The following is a 17,122-nucleotide window of genomic DNA, read 5'->3' on the forward strand; positions in this document are numbered from 1 at the left end:
GCGGCTCGTCTGTTGACCTCTGTAGATGATCATCCAGAGAGCTAACGGGAGGAACGCCGCCGCTTTTCCTCGAACTCGGTCAAGAGCTCTCTGCTCGCGGCCGTGAAAGGATGATCGGATCCGAGAGCGTCTTCCCGCCGTGCCACGACATCACTTATCAGCTCGACAGCCGAATCCAAGTTTCCGAGTGCGGACTGAATTCGGGCGTGAAGCTGCTGCGCGGAGAGGGCGATCGGATAGTCGGGGCCGAAACGACGTTCATATCCATCGACCACTAATCGGATCTGCTCGCCCGCCTCCTCGAATCGTCCCAGTACGTACAGCGCCCAAGCATGGTTGTGCCTGGCCCCCAGAGTGACCGTGTGCTCGGGGCCAAGATGCTGCTCACATTGTGCGGGCAAGGAAAGCAGTGCGGCGTTCTCTTCGGCGGCGAGCTCGGAAGCGGACAGCATCGTCAGCAGACTGGCCTGGGACCGGAGAGTCAGCGGATGGAAAGGCCCCAGCACCTTTCGTCGGCCCGTCACCGTGGCCCGGAGGAGAGAGAGTGCCTCATCGTGTCTGCCGAGGTTTCTCACCACCATCTGGAGACCGTGACCGCTGTCCAGGGTGTCGGGATCGTCGGTACCGAACAGTCGCTCCTGAGTGATGCGGGCGTGTTGCAGCATCACCTCCGCCTCGGCATATTTTCCCAGTCGAAACAGCGCTCGGCCGGCCCTGGAGCGGGCGCTCAGCACAAGTCGGTGCTCCGCGCCGAGAGTTTGCTCCGCGAGAGCTATCGCGGGACGGGAGGTATCCCAGGCGGACAGGTAGTCTCCGGTTCGATAAAGCGCGACGGCCAAACGCGTCGCCACGCTCAGAACGTCAGCCACGGCGGTGGGGTCCGCAACCCGGCGCAACAGGGCAAGCACGTGGGGCGCGAACAGGCGTAACTGCGGGTTGTACGGGCCTGCGTCGGGAACCGCGGGTACTGCGGCATCGAGCAACCGGCCGGCTGCCGAGTTGAGAGCCGCGAGTGATTCAGACGGCGTGGCTGTGGCGACGCTGTCAAGCAGCACAGCGTGGGTCTGAACACACCGTACGCCAACGTCGACCAGTTCGGTGAGTGACTGATCGAGCAGCGCCCGCAATGCTGTTTCAGTGCGGGCACGAGGGAGGACACCACTGATTTCAGGACTGTCCAGCAGAGACAGCGGCAGTGGCTCGGGAGCGAAGCGAGCCAGCAGTCTGAGCAGAGCCACCGCTTCAGGCAGCCCACGGGCGTCGAATGCGTCCAGTGTCAGCTGCCAGGTCCGTCCAACCAAGTGCCGAGGATCCTCAGCAGACAAGGCATCAGCCCCCTGGTCTATGAGCTCGACACGTTTCCCTTCCTCAAGGCGGCGCCCATAGGCGTCCATTGTCCAGGGGGCGAGCACCTGGTGAGAGAGGAAGCCACCGGCGAGCGTGAGTGCGAGTGGTAGTCGTCCAAGCCGCTCCGCGATCTTGGTGGCCTCTTCCATCGTGCCACTCTGCGGAGCCAGGTCACACAACACCTGCGCGGCGTCCTCGCGCGGCAACACTCCAATGTGTTGGAGTGTTGCCCCTGGCCACCAGCGGGCGGCCGCCCGGCGCGTGGTGACCACAACTGTTCCGCGTGGACTGGTACGCAACCAGCTGCCATCCCGGAGAATCTCGGGATCGTCGGCGTTGTCGAGCACCAGCAGCCAAGGCTCGGTGGACCGGTCGAGGCGTTCCCACACAAGGTCGGCTCCGGGACGGAGGCCGTTTCGAGCGGCCAGCAGTTCGCCGTCACCGGCACCACGGTCGGCGGCGACAGCGAGCATGCCGGCACGTAAGCTCGCGCGCTCGGCGGCATTGACCCACAGGCCGACTCGGCCACCGATCTCTGTTGCGAATTGGAAGAAGGCGTGGGCAACGGCCGTCTTGCCGCAGCCTCCCATACCGTGCAGAACGAAGACTTCACCACCGGCGCCCGCCGCGACACTTTTCCGTAAGCGCTCCAGCACCTCAAGGCGATCACGCAGAACCACCGGTGTCCGGCCGACCGCCGGTCGCCGGACCGAGTCGGGACCGGCGCGGGCCGTTCCTTCGCCGCCGTGGTGGTGGTGCTCATGGATGTATTGGTCACCTGATGTCTGGTAGACGCGGCCACCATCCTCGGCGTGGCCGTCCATCGCGCCTCTCATGGCTCGATGCCGTGATGGTCTCGCTCACCCTGGTAACCCCGCACAGGACCGGATGCGCAGCCGTGCTGCGCGATCGCCGGGATGCCGGTAGCGCAGGCCGGGCTGAATTCACCGAGCAACCCGCGCGGTTCCTCGACCGTGTTTGGATGAGCAACGCGTAGGCGCCGGAGATGCCGTTGCGAACGCGGCTCACGCAGCGTCTCTTGGTCGCCGGTCATGCAAGCCCGCAACGCCTCTTCGTGACTCGCCTTAAATCTAGCGAAACCCAGCTCCACCCGCATGCGTGGCTCCGGTCGCCGCCACGGACTGATCATCTCCTCACGAGTACGCCGCGAGACATCAGTGGCCATAGCTGTGACCAGAGTGGGGCCGGCGACCTACAGTGAGATCAGATCTCATCCACGACCTTCCTAACTTCGCGACTCCCAACTTACGAGCAAAAACCAGACATTAATGCTCGTAACACGTTGCCGTAATCATGCTATTTATAGATAACATGATCGCACCGCCGAGTCGAACGGGCAAGGACCTCTGAAGCAGGTTGACCACCGGATAGGCCGGAGCTATTTTGAGTCAACTGCACATTGCAGGAGCCTCCCCCGGAGATGGTGGGCATGACAAGACCATGGGAAGCTGACCCGACGACGGGATTCAAGAGGCGTCTGGGCAGGTCACCGCAGGAGCTGGAGATCACAACTGATAATCCCGACTGCCCCGATATATGGGAACTCGACAACGGGGACATCGCCATCATCGGCAGAGATCTGACAGTCCCGCTCAAGAACTCCCTGCCAACAGGGGTATCGATCGGCGCCGACGAAAGCCTCGTAGTAATTCCGAGAAGTATGATGATTGCAGCAAAGCCGGACATCCCCAGTGTTTGAATTATTTCAACAAAGCACCTCCGAACGTCTGACGCGACCAAAATACCACGAGGACTTTCGTCGCACCTACGAGGGCGGTATCCGCTCCCTGAAAAAGCTCGAACGTGGACAGAACTTCAAGGAGCGGGGCTTTGCGAGCTGGGAGTCCTTCGCAGCCGGCAAGTGGGATGAGGCGCTATCTCTGATCGAGGAGAAGCGTGAAATCTACACCCAGCAATTCCAAAACGCCGCCAAGCTTGGGATTTTGGAGCGTCGTCTTCGCGTCGTAGAGTTCCCTGTCACTCCGTATGTCCAGTGGGAGTTTTTCGTCCTCCGCCTACGTGTTGAATTAGGCGACAACATTCGCGTAATGGACGCCCGCAACATCTCCGACATCGAACAGGAGCGGCCCGTACCCGAGGTCGTGGTCCTCGGAGACGAGGTCATTTATGAAGTGATATACGACGATGACGGCAATGCCGCGGGAGCAAATCGTTTTACAGATCAGGAAGTGATCCACGAAACGTCCGCCGGGTTCGACGTTCTCTTTGATCGAGGAGAAGGTTTCGGGGAGTTCTTCGACCGAGAAATCGCTTCGCTAACCCCGCCTTCTGTTAGTTATTGAGCACAGACCTGAGGGAGGCAGCATGGTGACCCAGCTGGCCGACGAGGTCCTTGAGGCGGTGCCCGCAACCGAGCGGAGGACCTCTGCCGTGGCCGGTTACCGGAAGCTGCTCGCCTCTCCCGTGGACCGCAGGGCGATCACGTAGAGGTCGAACGCATTCAAGGTCTCCCCCTTGGCTCCCGGGGTCAGCCCCACCCTGTTCCATCCCCACCGCTCGTACATGCGCTGCGTCTCCGGGTTGCCCGGGTCGGTGGCCAGCGTCGCCCGCTCCTCGGGCCGTGATCCGAGCAGCTCGCCCATGAGGCGCCTGCCGAGCCCTCTGCCGCGATGGGACGGCAGCACCGCCAGGTCGATCACCGCGAACGTCCGCCGCCCGGTCTCGACGGTGAAGTCACCGGGCCGGGCCAGCTGGAGCCCTTCCCACCACGTCGAACGCGGTGAGAGCGGCAGGCCGTAGACGAAGCCGACCAGCACGCCGTTCTCCCGGGCCGTCACCGCCTCGAACCCGGCCGATTCGGCCTGCCGGAGAGTCCGCCGCCTGTGGTCCCCCAGGTCGTACTCCGGGAACGCGACAGCGTAGACCCTCTAAATCTCATCGAAGTGCCCCCGGGTCCCCTCGGGACCGAGACGGCTCGTCTCCACCTGGCTCATGGATCCCATCTCACATCACATCAAGCCTCTGTCCAGAGGATCCGCGGGTAATCGGGCGTGAACAGACTCTCAACGATCTTCCGTACGGTCATCTGGGGAGGCAGCGGTGGATCCGTGTCCTCCGGTGAGGGTGGGGGACGGTGAATCTCCCGCGGACGCGGGCGGGACGGCGCGTGTCGATCTGGACGTCGAACTCCGCGCTGAGGTGCCGGCCTCACCGAACCGGGCTGACAACAGTCGGTGCCGGTGACCGGCGTAAGTCGCTGGTCACCGGCACCGGGCAGGGCGGTCAGTCGGTGGGGGCGGAGGTGAGGATCTTGTAGCCGAAGTTGCCCCAGCTGGTGCCCAGACTCTTGTACGGCGAGAAGCTGAAACTGTTGGCGTCGCTGGTGCTGCGCCAGATCATGAGCTCGTCGCCGCCGTTGAAGCCGATGATGTCGTCCTTGCCGTCACCGTCGAAGTCGGCGCCGATGAACTTGCTGACGGTACGCCACCCATTGGTGACGAACACGCCGCTGGTGGAGAAGTTGCCGGGAGTGCTGGTGTTGCGGTGGATCCACAGACCGTCGTCGGCGATCCCGGAGATCTCCTTCTTGCCGTCGCCGTCGTAGTCGGCCAGAGGCAGGAGCTTGTTCATGTTGCCCCAGGTGGGGCCCAGGCTCTTGTACGGCGAGAAGCTGAAACTGTTGGCGTCGCTGGTGCTGCGCCACATCATGAGCTCGTCGCCACCGTTGAAGCCGATGATGTCGGCCTTGCCGTCACCGTCGAAGTCGGTGTTGATGAACTTGCTGACCGTACGCCACCCATTGGAGATGAAAACACCACTGGTGGAGAAGTTCCCCGGAGTACTGGTGTTGCGGTGAATCCACAGCCCGTCACCCGCGAGCCCGGCGATGTCCTTCTTACCGTCACCGTCGTAGTCGGCCAGAGGCATGAGCTTGTCGAAGCTACTCCAGCCGCCGCCCAGACTCTTGTACGCCTGGAAACTGAAGGAGGTGGCGTCGCTGGTACTACGCCAGATCATGAGCTCGTCGCCACCGTTGAAACCGAGAATGTCGTCCTTGCCGTCATTGTCGAAGTCACCGGCCATGAACTTGCTGACCGTACGCCACCCATTGGAGATGAACACACCACTCGTGGAGAAGTTCCCCGGAGTACTGGTGTTGCGGTGAATCCACAGCCCATCGCCCGCGATCCCGGCGATGTCCTTCTTACCGTCACCGTCGAAGTCACCCAACGTCTGATACACCGGCGCAGGCGGCGCCGGGGCATTGCGGTTGGCGAAAGCGTCGAGCTGGGCCTGGGTGCCGTTGAAGACGTCCAGCGTCACGTTGGTCGTGGGAACGCCGGGGACGCTTCCGGTCTCGGCGTACTGCCACATCAGCCAGGTGCTCCAACCGGGCGGAACGGCCGGTGTGGTGCGACTGGTGCTGTAGTCGGCGACCTGGAGCGGGTAGGACGAGAACGCGGTGGTGCTGCCCATGCAGGTGGTCGTGAAGCCCCTGGACGTGTAGATCCACGGCTTGACGCCGAACGCCGCCTGCACCTTGTCCAGCCAGGTCTGGGCGAACGAGACGGTGGTGTAGGGCGGGCAGGAGCTGGTGCCGTCGTCGGTCCACTCCAGGTCCAGGATCGGCGGCAGCTCGCCGGACCGGTGCCCGGTGTAGCCGGCCGCGCGAGCGGTGTTGATGAAGAAGTCCGCCTGGGCGGCGGCGTTCGAGCTGGTGCCGGTCAGGTAGTGGTACGGCGCGGTGGCGATCCCCTGCGCCAGTGAGGCGGCCAGGTCGCCGCGGAAGTAGGAGTTGGTCTTGTTCGTTCCCCGGGTCACCTTCAGAGTCGCGAACGTGACGCCCGACTGGCGGATCTGGGCCCAGTTCACCGACGCCCCATTGGGGTGCTGATACTCGGTGACGTCCACGCCCTTGACCGGGTACGTGCCCGCCGGAGGGGTGGCGCTCGCGGTGCCCGGCTGAGCGAACGCGCCCAATCCAATGGCGATGACCACGGCGATGAGGGGCCGTGCCCACCCCAGCCGTCGGCCGGCCTGTACTGATATCGCAGACATTACTGCTCCAAGCAGTGAGAAGGTCGAGTTTCGTGAATCGCCGGCGTCTGCCGGGGGGTGGGTGCCGGTGACCGGCGTGAGCCGCTGGTCACCGGCACCGGGCAGGGCGGTCAGTCGGTGGGGGCGGAGGTGAGGATCTTGTAGCCGAAGTTGCCCCAGCTGGTGCCCAGACTCTTGTACGGCGAGAAGCTGAAACTGTTGGCGTCGCTGGTGCTGCGCCAGATCATGAGCTCGTCGCCGCCGTTGAAGCCGATGATGTCGTCCTTGCCGTCACCGTCGAAGTCGGCGCCGATGAACTTGCTGACGGTACGCCACCCATTGGTGACGAACACGCCGCTGGTGGAGAAGTTGCCGGGAGTGCTGGTGTTGCGGTGGATCCACAGACCGTCGTCGGCGATCCCGGAGATCTCCTTCTTGCCGTCGCCGTCGTAGTCGGCCAGAGGCAGGAGCTTGTTCATGTTGCCCCAGGTGGGGCCCAGGCTGTTGTACGGCGAGAAGCTGAAACTGTTGGCGTCGCTGGTGCTGCGCCACATCATGAGCTCGTCGCCACCGTTGAAGCCGATGATGTCGGCCTTGCCGTCACCGTCGAAGTCGGTGTTGATGAACTTGCTGACCGTACGCCACCCATTGGAGATGAAAACACCACTGGTGGAGAAGTTCCCCGGAGTACTGGTGTTGCGGTGAATCCACAGCCCGTCACCCGCGAGCCCGGCGATGTCCTTCTTACCGTCACCGTCGTAGTCGGCCAGAGGCATGAGCTTGTCGAAGCTACTCCAGCCGCCGCCCAGACTCTTGTACGCCTGGAAACTGAAGGAGGTGGCGTCGCTGGTACTACGCCAGATCATGAGCTCGTCGCCACCGTTGAAACCGAGAATGTCGTCCTTGCCGTCATTGTCGAAGTCACCGGCCATGAACTTGCTGACCGTACGCCACCCATTGGAGATGAACACACCACTCGTGGAGAAGTTCCCCGGAGTACTGGTGTTGCGGTGAATCCACAGCCCATCGCCCGCGATCCCGGCGATGTCCTTCTTACCGTCACCGTCGAAGTCACCCAACGTCTGATACACCGGCGCGGACGGCGTCTGCGGGGGCGGGTCGTCGACGATGTTCTTGTATCGGATCGGGCGGTAGTTCTGCATGCTCGACCACGACTCGTCACCCCTTTTGCCGCGGGAGTTCGTCGTCGGCCCCTTGGCCCAGTCGTCCTGCCAGCCGTCGCCGTCCGGATCCGCTCCACCGTTGAGGGAGTAGGTCCACGCGCCCTGGGTGTGATCGCCGGCGTTCTTCCATGAGGCGAACAGCTCCATGTGGCCGGACTTCAGGATCGCGTCCCCCGGCTTCAGGTCGTGCAGGCTGCCCAGATAATCCTTTCCGCTCCAGGACTCGAAGTCGTTGGTGCTATTGCCGCCCTTGCCCAAGTTCGCGTTGATGTGCCATGCCATGGAGACCAGGCCGGAGCAGTCCGGGCCGTACTTGTGGGCCCCTTCGGCGTCGGTGTAGAGGGTGCTCGAGGCCCGCGTGAGGTTGTACCGCACCTCGCGGTTGACCCAGTTCTGGGCGCGGGCCAGCACCTCCGATCGGGTGATCTGGCCGCCGGCCGTGGATGCGGCCTCGGCCGGGGCGGCGGCCGTGAGGGTGGTCACCGCCGCCCCTGTGAAGCTGAGGGAGACCACGGCCGCAATGCTGAGCGCGCCGGAGATCAGGCGATTGTTAATCATGGGAACCTTCCGGGTGGGAGAGGGGATTTCGTCCCGTGCACCGAAAGGTTCGATTGAGGCACTGAAAACACGGTGAAACTCGGCGGAGATGATTTTCAGTGGTTTTTTTAGGGGTTCTTCAAAATTTTCAGAACGCGGCCGCGCCTCCGCCGGGCTCGCCGTATTCGGGGTGCCGTTAAGACCGCATTGGGGGCGCCGTTAAGAAACGCGTCACCAGCCGCCAATAAGAGAGAAGATACAGGTCAACGGCCTTAACCGGGGGGTTTCGGCGAGGTCGGCGAGCCGAAACCTCTATAAGGGCACACCTTTTTCGACTGCAGCGACATTGCGTTTTATGACCGGCGACACGCCCCTTACCGGCCTCCCTGCCATCTATTATCTGCACCCTTACTTTTTCTTACCGACACCCTTACTCGACGGCGTGAAAACGCTCCCCGTCGCCGACGCCGATAACGCCGCCAACGCAGGCCGAGCATGGCGGAAAACGCGGCCGGCCCTGCCCCGTCATGGCTGCCCGGGGTCTGATGAAGGGCCGCCTTGGTCATCGGTGCCGGGGGTGGGTGCGCAGGTCTGCGGGGGTGGGTCGTCAGTTTCGCCGGGGGCGGCTCCTCACCGGTGCGGGGAGTGGTGGCCAAAACGTCTTTCAGGGCGCGATCGGGGGCCGCGTGCGGCGCGGGCGGCTGCACAGCGGGGTCGGGTCCTCAGCGGGGCAGGCGGCTGCGCACGCGGGGGGTCGGGTCCTCAGCGGCGCGGGGGGCGTGGGTGCTGGTCCGCTCGGCGTCGTCGGCGTCGATGGCGGGTTGCCAGACGGTGGACTTGCCGGGCCGGGCCCGGGTGGTCACCAGCAGGGCCGCGCTCAGCGCGGCGAAGCGGCGCCGGACGGTGTCGAGGCTGACGTTCCACCACTGGGCGACGGTGTCGGCGCCGACCCACTTGTGGATCCCCGTCCGCTCCCAGCCCATGTCGCCCTCATCGGCCCGGTCGACCAGGATCGCCCAGGAGCGCCATTCGTCGGCTGTGACGGCGTAGAAGGCGGTCCAGCACTGCGCGCACCGCCAGGCCGCCCGGACCGTCTCCAGGCGCTCGGAGACGGCCCCGGCGCAGCAGCGCGGGCACCAGGTCTCGCGCCGCAGCGCGCCGGTGGCGGGGTTGACCACGTGGGTCAGCGCCCAGGCGGGCACGTGGGCGTACGGCTGGCCGGTCTGCCGGGGGTGGCCCAGGACGCGCTGGCGGGTGGTGCCGGTGCGGTCCGGCTGGGCGCAGGCCAGCCACCGCCGTTTGATCAGCACCTGGCGGGCCCGGTCCAGGGTGGCCGGCGAGACGCCGAACTCCGCGGCCATCTTCTCGCGGGACATGGTGGCCACCTGCTCGTCGTTGAGGCTCATGAGCTGTTCGATCCGGCACCAGATGGCCACGGCCAGGCCGGGCACGGCCGGGTCGTGCAGCAGGGCGCGGGGAATCTGGTGGTGAGCGGGTGCCACCGGAACACCACCGGCATGGACCGTCGAGCGGCAGGGGCTTCTTTGGGTGTCACCGGAATACGGCTGGTATTGGCCGTCGAGCGGCAGGGGCTTCTTGGACGTAGGTTTTCGGACGGTATTCGTGCGGGTGAGTCTGTCGTCCGAGAACGTGTACGTTTCTGGGCGCCTGGCCGGAGGCTCTGCAAAGCCCCAGTTCAGAACAGATGGCGGCCCGAAGCTGCCGTATTCCGGTGGCACCCCGCGGAGCGTGCCCAGGTCGTCGATCCGGCCGAAGTCCACCATCTGTGCGTCGGCCAGGCCTTCCAGGATGTCTTCGGCGAGCTTGCCGTCGATTGGGGCGGAGCTTTCCGGCGAACGACCGGTGAAGTCGGCCGGCGACAGCGGCGACTGGGCCGGCACGGCGACGCGGGCGGTCTCACCGGACATCGACGTCAGCAGAGCCGGGTCGCCACGCAGGATCGCGTGGTGCAGGGCGGTCAGCTCCGGCCCCGGGTCCACCCCGAGTTCCTCGGCCAGGATCCGCCGGCCTTCCCGGAACGAGGCCAGCGCGTCGGACTGGCGGCCGAGCCGGTACAGAGCGGTCATGTACTGGCCGCGCAGCCGCTCGTTGTCCGGATGGCGCTCGACCAGCGAGGCCAGTTCCGCGACCAGCCAGCCATGCCGTCCCAGCGCCAGGTCGGCCGTGATGCGTTCCTCTGTGGCGGTCAGCCGTAGTTGTTCCAGCCGGGCGGCCTCCCCGGCCAGCGTCGAATCGCCCAGCCCGGCGAGAGCGGGCCCGCGCCACAACGCCAGCGCGGCCTCCAGCAGGATGGAGGTCTCCTCCGGCGTGGACGCCTGTCGCGCGTCGGCCACGTGCCGTTCGAACAGGCCGACGTCGACGGCTCCGGTGGGCACCTGGGCGAGGTAGCCGGGCGCACGCGTGACGATCACATCCAGGATGCCTGCGCGGGCCAGCGCCTGGCGTAACGTCTTGACGTAGGTCTGTATCGCGGCCCTGGCGGTCTCCGGCGGATCATCCGGCCAGATGATGTCGATCAGACGGTCCGTCGGCACGACGCGCCCCTGTTCGAGCAGCAGCGCGGCCAGCAGCACCTTCGGTTTGACTCCCCCCAGCGGGACCGCCCCATCTGCGGCCATCACCTCGACTGGCCCCAACAGCCGAAACTCCACCCGTCACTCCCCGTTGCATCGATGCTGAACAGCAGCGTGCGGGCGCGCCCCCCCGGCGCGCCCACCCGTCGACGCCAACGGAGGTTCGATGGATCAAGGCGTCGGCGTGGCGGGGGTGGTTCAGAGGATCTTTAAGACAGCATGAACAGTTCCTACCGCGGGCGCAAGGTTCAGCCGCGGAAGCTCGCGCCGAAGAGACCGTCGCTTGGCAGCAGGCTACGCACTCTGCGTGCGTCCGCCGGCCTGACGGAGCCGGAACTCACCGGGCGTCCTCCGTGGCCCGCTTTCAAGGTCTCGAAGCCGGAGACAGCGGGACGGGTGAGGACGGCTCCCGCAGCCACACCCGCTGACGGCCGTCGGCGGTGACGGTCAGCCCGAACTCCTCATGCCCCGGCCGTCCCCGCTCGGCCCACCACCGGTGGGCGGCCTCGACCTCGTCCCACAGACCGCGCGGCCCGCCCTGGTAGACCCGCGAGGCGGCGGGGTCGCCCTCGTCGAAGTACACCGCCGCCCACGACCGGTCCCCCAAGCCGAACAGCCACATGGTCTGTATCCCGTCTGGACCGCGTGCGAAGGTTCGGACGCACTCGGGGACCAGCAGGCCGGTCACGAAGTCGAAGGCGGCGTAGCCGGACTCGTCCATCACCTCCTCGACCGGCAGGCCGGCGGTCGAGCGGCGGGTCCCGGCGGGCCAGTCGTCGCCGGGGGGAAGGTAGTCCTCGTAGGCGGGCCAGTCCAGGCGCTGGGCGCGGATCCGCATGAACCGGGTGGCTCTGGAAAAGCATCCGCTCGCGGTTCCGTCGTCGGCCACGACCAGCCGGGCGATGGCGCTCTGCCCGGTGTAGTGGGTCCCCCACGGCATCACCAGCACACCGCCTGGGCGGGTCTGCTCGATCCAGGCCCGAGGCACCTGCCGGACGCCCGCGGTCACCAGAACCCCGTCGTACGGCGCGCCTTCCGGCCAGCCGAGCAGGCCGTCACCGACGACGAGCCTCGGATACCGACCCGCCGAGGCCAGGGCCTCGCGCGCGGTCTCGGCCACCGCCTCGTCCACCTCGACCGAGACGACGTTCGCCTCGCCGAGCCGGGCCGACAGCAGGGCGGCGCACCAGCCGGTTCCGGTACCGACCTCCAGCACTTTCGCCCCGTCGAACACCGACAGTTCGGTGAACATCCAGAACACCAGACCCGGCGCGGAGCTGGAACTGCTGGCCACCTCACCTGGAGCGGTTCCGGTGTGCCGGCCGTCGTCCCACTGGGTGGCGATGGGCACATCGGCGTCGGCCCAGCGACGCCACCTCTCGGGGTCGTCGAGCTTGGAGACGGCGATCCCGCCGTCGTCGGGCCACATCACGTCGGGCAGGAACAGCTCCCGGGGAACCTCCTCGTAGGCGGCCATCCAGTCGGAGGTCAGCGCGCCCGTCTCCACCAGAAGGTCGCGTAACCTCCGCCGCCCGGTTTCCGGGATCACTTCTTCGGGTCCGGCTCCGGCTTCTCGTGCTTCCCGGGTGGCGCGCCACCGTCCAGCTCCGGCCCCTTCGGCGCGCCCGGGACGAGTCTTTTGTCCTCAGCCGGCTTTCCCGCGTGGTCTCCCATGCGTCTCCCCTCTCGTCGAACTGCTGACGTTGGGTGTTCGCCGACAAGCGTAACGTCACGGACCGTGGTGTTCGGGGCACATTTCCGTCACTGTCACGGCCGGGCGATCGGGCAGGGGGCGCCGTCTGGGGGACGGTCCTCAATCGGTCTCGTTGCGTTCCCGTACGCGTTGTGTGCCCAGACCCCTCGGGATCACCTCGGTCCGCTCGCGCGTGTCCTCGGTGTGCCTCACGGGCGGGCCGTCGTCCGGTTTGGGGGTCTCCGACGGGACCGGGGAGTCGAAGATGTCGATGTCGACCTCCTCGCCTCCGACGGTCAGCGTGTCCCACGCGCCGCTGACCACCAGGGAGCGCACCGTCTCGGTCTGCAGCGCGCGCAGGTGCTCGATGAGGGCCGCGTCGTCGGGCATGCCGGGAATCCGCGGTGACAGGCGGTCGCGAATCTGCCGGAGCCGTTCCATCAGGGTGTCGATGTCCGCGTTCCGGTCCGAACCCGCGGCGCCCTCGTCGAGGCCCTGAGCGATCTTGTCTTTGATCGCCCGGGTGACCCCGTGCTCGTCGGCGGCCACCATCGCGTTCCACGCGCGGCTCTTGTGCCGGTACTGCAGCATCGACATCGCGGCCTCGTGGCGGACGAAGTCGGCGTCGCGGAACGGCCGCCCCCGCCAGTTGCGGTTGAGGGAGCGCGCCAGCGAGATGGCCGACGCCAGCCCGCTGTTGAGCCCGCGTCCCGGCCAGAAGTGGATCGCGTTGGCCGCGTCCCCGAGGAGGAACCCGTACGTTCCCGGTGTGTCCGGCGTCGGGAAGAACAGCCGGGCGGTGAACCGCGGGCGCTGCACCATGTCCAGCCGGAAGCCGGTGACCGCGCTCACGTTGTCCTCCGTGACGCCGAAGAACGTCAGCCCCTCCCGCACCCGCTCCCACAGTGCCGATCCCCTGACGAGGGCGGGCAGGAACAGTGTCCGATGTGTCGAGCAGTGGAAGTTGCCGTTCTCGGTCCGTTCCATCAGGCAGGGGTTGGAGGCGATGCATTCCTCGAACACGCGCCTGACGGGGTCGATGCCGATGACCTCCTTGGCCTCCTCGTCGGTGAGGCGCATGTTCAGGAACCCCTCGCCGCGCAGCGAGTTCAGCAGAAAACGATTCTGCGCCACCGTCAGAAGAACGGTCATGGGGTCCGAGAAGTCGGACTTCACCCGTATGCCGAGCACAATGTCCTGCACGTGGTGGCCGTCAAGCGAGTATATTGACTTGTCGGCCTTTCCGAACCTTTCGGTGAAATGCTCCCGGGTTCGTGAGCGCCCGCCCTCGCAGATGGCCAGCACATGGTCCTGCGCCACGGTGTCGTGGTGCTCGACCGGGTCGAAGTTCTCGGGAACCAGGCGAATGCGGTCGGATTTCTCGTTCGCCATGTCGAGCAGCGTGTCCTCGATATAGGCGATCCGAATGTTCCGCGGGCTGTAGCCGCGAATCGAATCGGGACCGGCGGGCCACATCTCGGTGTGGGACCCGGCGGTGAACAGCCGCGCCTGGACCTCCTCCGGCAGGTTGAGGTACTGGCGGCTCTGGACCGTCACGACCTGCTGCCGCCGGTTGTTGCCCTGGGCCGCGTTCCTCCACACGATCCGCTCCCCGTCCCGGGTCCAGCGGCCGTCGTACATCGTGATGGCCACCCGGTGCCCCATGAGGTGTTCGAGCAGCAGGGCGAGGCTCAGCCCGACAGGGCCGCCACCGGAGACCGTGACGTGCAGGACCTGCTCCGATCCGACGCCCGGAAGGCGCCTGACGACCGTCTGGAGCAGGGAGGCGTCCGCGACCGTCTCCAGCTCGTCGAACACCTCGAAGCGGAACGTCTCCCCGCCGATGGCGATCGTGTCACCGGGCCGGAGCACATGGGAGGTGATCTTCCTCCCGTTGACGAAGGTCCCGTTGCGGCTCTCGCGATCGTGCAGCACGTGGTCGCCGGCCTCGTGACGCACCTCCGCGTGGAAGCGCGACGCCCTCTCACTCGTGATCACCACGTTGTTGTCGCCCCGGCGGCCGAAGGTCATCGGTTCCTCGCCGATCGGAAACCGCTGTCCGGCGAGAGGACCCTCGTGCCCGACAATCGCATACGGCATGGGCCGCGCTCCTCTCCGCCGGAAACCGATGTGATCGTTTATCGTGTCACGCTTCGCGGCTCCGGAAAAGGCCACGAAAAATATGGGTCACCGCTCGCCACAGGTCATCGCATAGTATGTGAAATTTTTCCGCCGACGACACCGAACGCTCATAAGCCCCGCCCGTACACATTGACCAGGACATTTGACGGCGTACCGGCCGCGCGTTCGGTGAACAAGGGTGAGAAACGGAAAGTCGTTTTCCGGAAAAACGACATGACTCATTTCATGCCGCTCAGGTCCCATATCCGCACGGACGTGTCCCTGCTGCCGGTGACGGCGACGGTCCGGCCGTTCACCTGCCCGACCGCCACCGCGTAGACGGTGCTGGTGTGGCCGGTGAGCGGGCGGCCGACGGCCTCGTGCGTGGTCAGATCCCACACCCGCACGCTCCTGTCCCAGCTGCCGGTGACGGCGATGGGCCTGCCGTTCAGCTGCCCGATCGCCACCACCGTGACGAATTGGGTGTGGCCGGTGAGCGGGCGGCCGACGGCCGTGCGCGTGGCCAGGTCCCACACCCGGACCGTGCCGTCCGCGCTGCAGGTGACCGCGACCGGCTTACCGCCCACCTGCCCGACCGCCACCGAGTACACGTCCCCCGTGTGATCCGTCATCGGCTCACCCACAGGTTGGCGCGTGGTCAGATCCCATACCCGGACCGTGTCGTCCGGGCTGCCGGTGACCGCGACCGGCTTGCCGCCGACCTGCCCGACCGCCAGCCCCCAGACCTCGTCGGTATGACCTTTCATCGGCCCGCCGATGGCCTCGCGCGTGGTCAGGTCCCACATCCGGACCGTGTGGTCCGCGCTGCCGGTGACCGCGACCGGCTTACCGCCCACCTGCCCGACCGCCACCGCGCACACATTCCCCGTATGACCTCTCATCGGCTGGCCGAGGGCCGTACGCGTGGTCAGGTCCCACATCCGGACCGTGTGGTCCGCGCTGCCGGTGACCGCGACCGGCTTGCCGTTCACCTGCCCGACCGCCACCGCGCACACGTCCTCCTCATGATCCGTCATCGGCCCGCCGACGGGCTTGCGCGTGGTCAGGTCCCACATCTGCAGGTAGTTGTCCATGCTGCCGGTGACGGCGACCGGCCTGCCGCCCACCTCCGCGATCGCCGCCCCCCAGATGTCGTCGCCCTGGTGGCCCATCTCCCCCGACATCACCGCCGGTCCTTGACCGGCGCCCACCGCCGTCTCCCTCCCGGAGGGCCAGAAGGGCACGGAGAGCGCGACGAGCGCGACGCAGACCGTCGCCACGGCGATCCATCCGATACGGCCGCGCGGAAAGGACGGCCTCGGCCGCGCCGTCCCGCGCGGCCCGTCCCCGGTGACGATCGCGTTCCGTGCCGCCGAGGAGACCGGCGTCGCGGAGCCGTGGAGCAACGGCTCGCCCGCCGGCCCGTCCGTCACGGGGCGGGAGGCCGGCGCGACGGCTTCCTCCACGGCGGGGGACCCCGCGGGAATGCCGTCGGGAGTGACCGCGGAAGACCCCGCGGGAGTGACGGCGGGAGGAGACGGTTCGGGGGTGCCGGCGAAGGCGCCGGTGCGCCGGTCCGGTCGCGCGCCCCGGACCCGGCCGGTCAGCACCGCCAGCACCTCGTCCACCCCCGGACGGTCCCGGGGGTCCTTGGCCAGGCAGGCGGCCAGGAGCGCGCGCGGCGGCTCGGGCACCCCCTCCAGATCCGGCTCGCGGGTGAGGATGGTGCTCATGACCGCCGCGGCGTGCTCCCCGGCGAAGGCCTGGTGGCCGGTGGCGGCGTAGACCATGGTGGCCGCCCAGGAGAACAGGTCGGAGGCCTCACTGGCGGGCTGGTTGGCGAGCTGTTCGGGCGCCAGGTAGGCCGGCGTGCCGACCAGCGACGAGACCGTGGTGGCGACGGTGGTCTCCAGGATGCGGGCGATGCCGAAGTCGATGACCACCGGCCCCTCCGGCCCCATGATCACGTTGGTGGGTTTGAAGTCGCGGTGCACGATCCCGGCCCGGTGGATCGCCTCGAGCGCGGTGACGGTGGCGATCGCCAGACGCTCCAGGCCGCTTCCCGTGCGGGGACCGCCGGTGGCGACCAGTTCCTGGAGGGAGGGGCCGGGAACGTACTCGCTGACCAGGTAGGGCCGCCCCTCGCTGAGCCCCGCCTCCAGCACCGTGGCGGTGCAGAAGGCCGCCACCTGCCGCGCGAGCGCGACCTCGCGCTCGAAACGCCGCACCATGGTGTCGTCGGCGGCCATGCGCGCGTGCAACACCTTGACCGCCACCTGCTGCCCCGAGGGGCTCCGGCCCAGGTAGACGGTGCCCTGGCCGCCGCTGCCCAGCACCCCCAGCAGCCGGTAGACGCCGATGCGCTCGGGGTCACCCCTGTTCAGCCGGCCCGCCTCGGCCACCGTTCACCGTCCTTTCCCACCGGCGTGTGCCCTGAGCCGTGACCGGTGGAGCCGTCCGACCGTGGGCAGCCGGGAGAAGAGCCGTCACCTCTGCTGTTCAGATCATGGTGCGTCGATCATGCCCCGGGGAAGACGTATTTGACCGGCGATTCCGACTTACCTAACAACTCGCTCGGGACAACGGGACCTGTAGTACCTGGAAAAGCCAGAGAGATCTCCTTCGAT

The 17,122-nt window shown here is 66.8% G+C and carries 10 protein-coding genes; 2 read left to right on the forward strand and 8 right to left on the reverse strand.

Features of this window, described 5'->3' with window-relative positions; genetic code table 11:
- Positions 1 to 41 precede the first annotated feature (41 nt).
- The gene (locus AB0N02_RS19850; RefSeq protein WP_363948357.1) at positions 42 to 2,171 is read right to left on the reverse strand and encodes a tetratricopeptide repeat protein; all 2,130 of its coding nucleotides are present in this window, start codon (positions 2,169 to 2,171) and stop codon (positions 42 to 44) included.
- A gap of 626 nt (positions 2,172 to 2,797) precedes the next feature.
- Between AB0N02_RS19850 and AB0N02_RS19855 the strand changes: the two genes are divergently transcribed.
- Together AB0N02_RS19855 and AB0N02_RS19860 are read left to right on the forward strand one after the other, a co-directional pair.
- Positions 2,798 to 3,067, forward strand: a complete 270-nt coding sequence (locus AB0N02_RS19855) for a hypothetical protein (protein ID WP_363948360.1) — start codon at positions 2,798 to 2,800, stop codon at positions 3,065 to 3,067.
- Positions 3,060 to 3,671, forward strand: a complete 612-nt coding sequence (locus AB0N02_RS19860; protein ID WP_363948363.1) for a DUF6879 family protein — start codon at positions 3,060 to 3,062, stop codon at positions 3,669 to 3,671. The genes AB0N02_RS19855 and AB0N02_RS19860 overlap by 8 nt, the downstream gene beginning before the upstream one ends.
- A gap of 96 nt (positions 3,672 to 3,767) precedes the next feature.
- Here the strand turns inward: AB0N02_RS19860 and AB0N02_RS19865 are convergent, their stop codons facing one another.
- From AB0N02_RS19865 to AB0N02_RS19895, 7 genes are all read right to left on the reverse strand, one after another.
- The gene (locus AB0N02_RS19865; protein WP_363948653.1) at positions 3,768 to 4,223 is read right to left on the reverse strand and encodes a GNAT family N-acetyltransferase; all 456 of its coding nucleotides are present in this window, start codon (positions 4,221 to 4,223) and stop codon (positions 3,768 to 3,770) included.
- 388 nt (positions 4,224 to 4,611) lie between these two features.
- Positions 4,612 to 6,387: a GH25 family lysozyme gene (locus AB0N02_RS19870; protein WP_363948365.1), complete on the reverse strand. Its 1,776-nt coding sequence runs from the start codon at positions 6,385 to 6,387 to the stop codon at positions 4,612 to 4,614.
- 110 nt (positions 6,388 to 6,497) lie between these two features.
- Entirely contained in the window at positions 6,498 to 8,108 is a 1,611-nt protein-coding gene (locus AB0N02_RS19875) for a VCBS repeat-containing protein (RefSeq protein ID WP_363948368.1), read from the reverse strand.
- A 701-nt stretch (positions 8,109 to 8,809) separates the two neighbouring features.
- Positions 8,810 to 10,759, reverse strand: a complete 1,950-nt coding sequence (locus tag AB0N02_RS19880; RefSeq protein ID WP_363948371.1) for an AfsR/SARP family transcriptional regulator — start codon at positions 10,757 to 10,759, stop codon at positions 8,810 to 8,812.
- Positions 10,760 to 11,045: 286 nt separating this feature from the next.
- On the reverse strand, positions 11,046 to 12,230 hold the full coding sequence (locus AB0N02_RS19885) for a methyltransferase domain-containing protein (protein WP_363948374.1): 1,185 nt from the start codon (positions 12,228 to 12,230) through the stop codon (positions 11,046 to 11,048).
- 264 nt (positions 12,231 to 12,494) lie between these two features.
- The gene (locus AB0N02_RS19890) at positions 12,495 to 14,474 is read right to left on the reverse strand and encodes an FHA domain-containing protein (RefSeq protein ID WP_363948376.1); all 1,980 of its coding nucleotides are present in this window, start codon (positions 14,472 to 14,474) and stop codon (positions 12,495 to 12,497) included.
- A gap of 260 nt (positions 14,475 to 14,734) precedes the next feature.
- Entirely contained in the window at positions 14,735 to 16,897 is a 2,163-nt protein-coding gene (locus tag AB0N02_RS19895) for a protein kinase (protein ID WP_363948378.1), read from the reverse strand.
- Positions 16,898 to 17,122: the final 225 nt, after the last annotated feature.

This window comes from Streptosporangium sp. NPDC051022, assembly GCF_040683035.1.
Taxonomy (GTDB): Bacteria; Actinomycetota; Actinomycetes; order Streptosporangiales; family Streptosporangiaceae; genus Streptosporangium.

Bases quoted from the DNA above. Each gene is read 5' to 3' on its own strand.
- AB0N02_RS19850 (WP_363948357.1), bottom strand. From the start codon at position 2,171: ATGGACGGCCACGCCGAGGATGGTGGCCGCGTCTACCAGACATCAGGT.
- AB0N02_RS19855 (WP_363948360.1), top strand. From the start codon at position 2,798: ATGACAAGACCATGGGAAGCTGACCCGACGACGGGATTCAAGAGGCGT.
- AB0N02_RS19870 (WP_363948365.1), bottom strand. From the start codon at position 6,387: ATGTCTGCGATATCAGTACAGGCCGGCCGACGGCTGGGGTGGGCACGG.
- AB0N02_RS19875 (WP_363948368.1), bottom strand. From the start codon at position 8,108: ATGATTAACAATCGCCTGATCTCCGGCGCGCTCAGCATTGCGGCCGTG.
- AB0N02_RS19890 (WP_363948376.1), bottom strand. From the start codon at position 14,474: ATGCCGTATGCGATTGTCGGGCACGAGGGTCCTCTCGCCGGACAGCGG.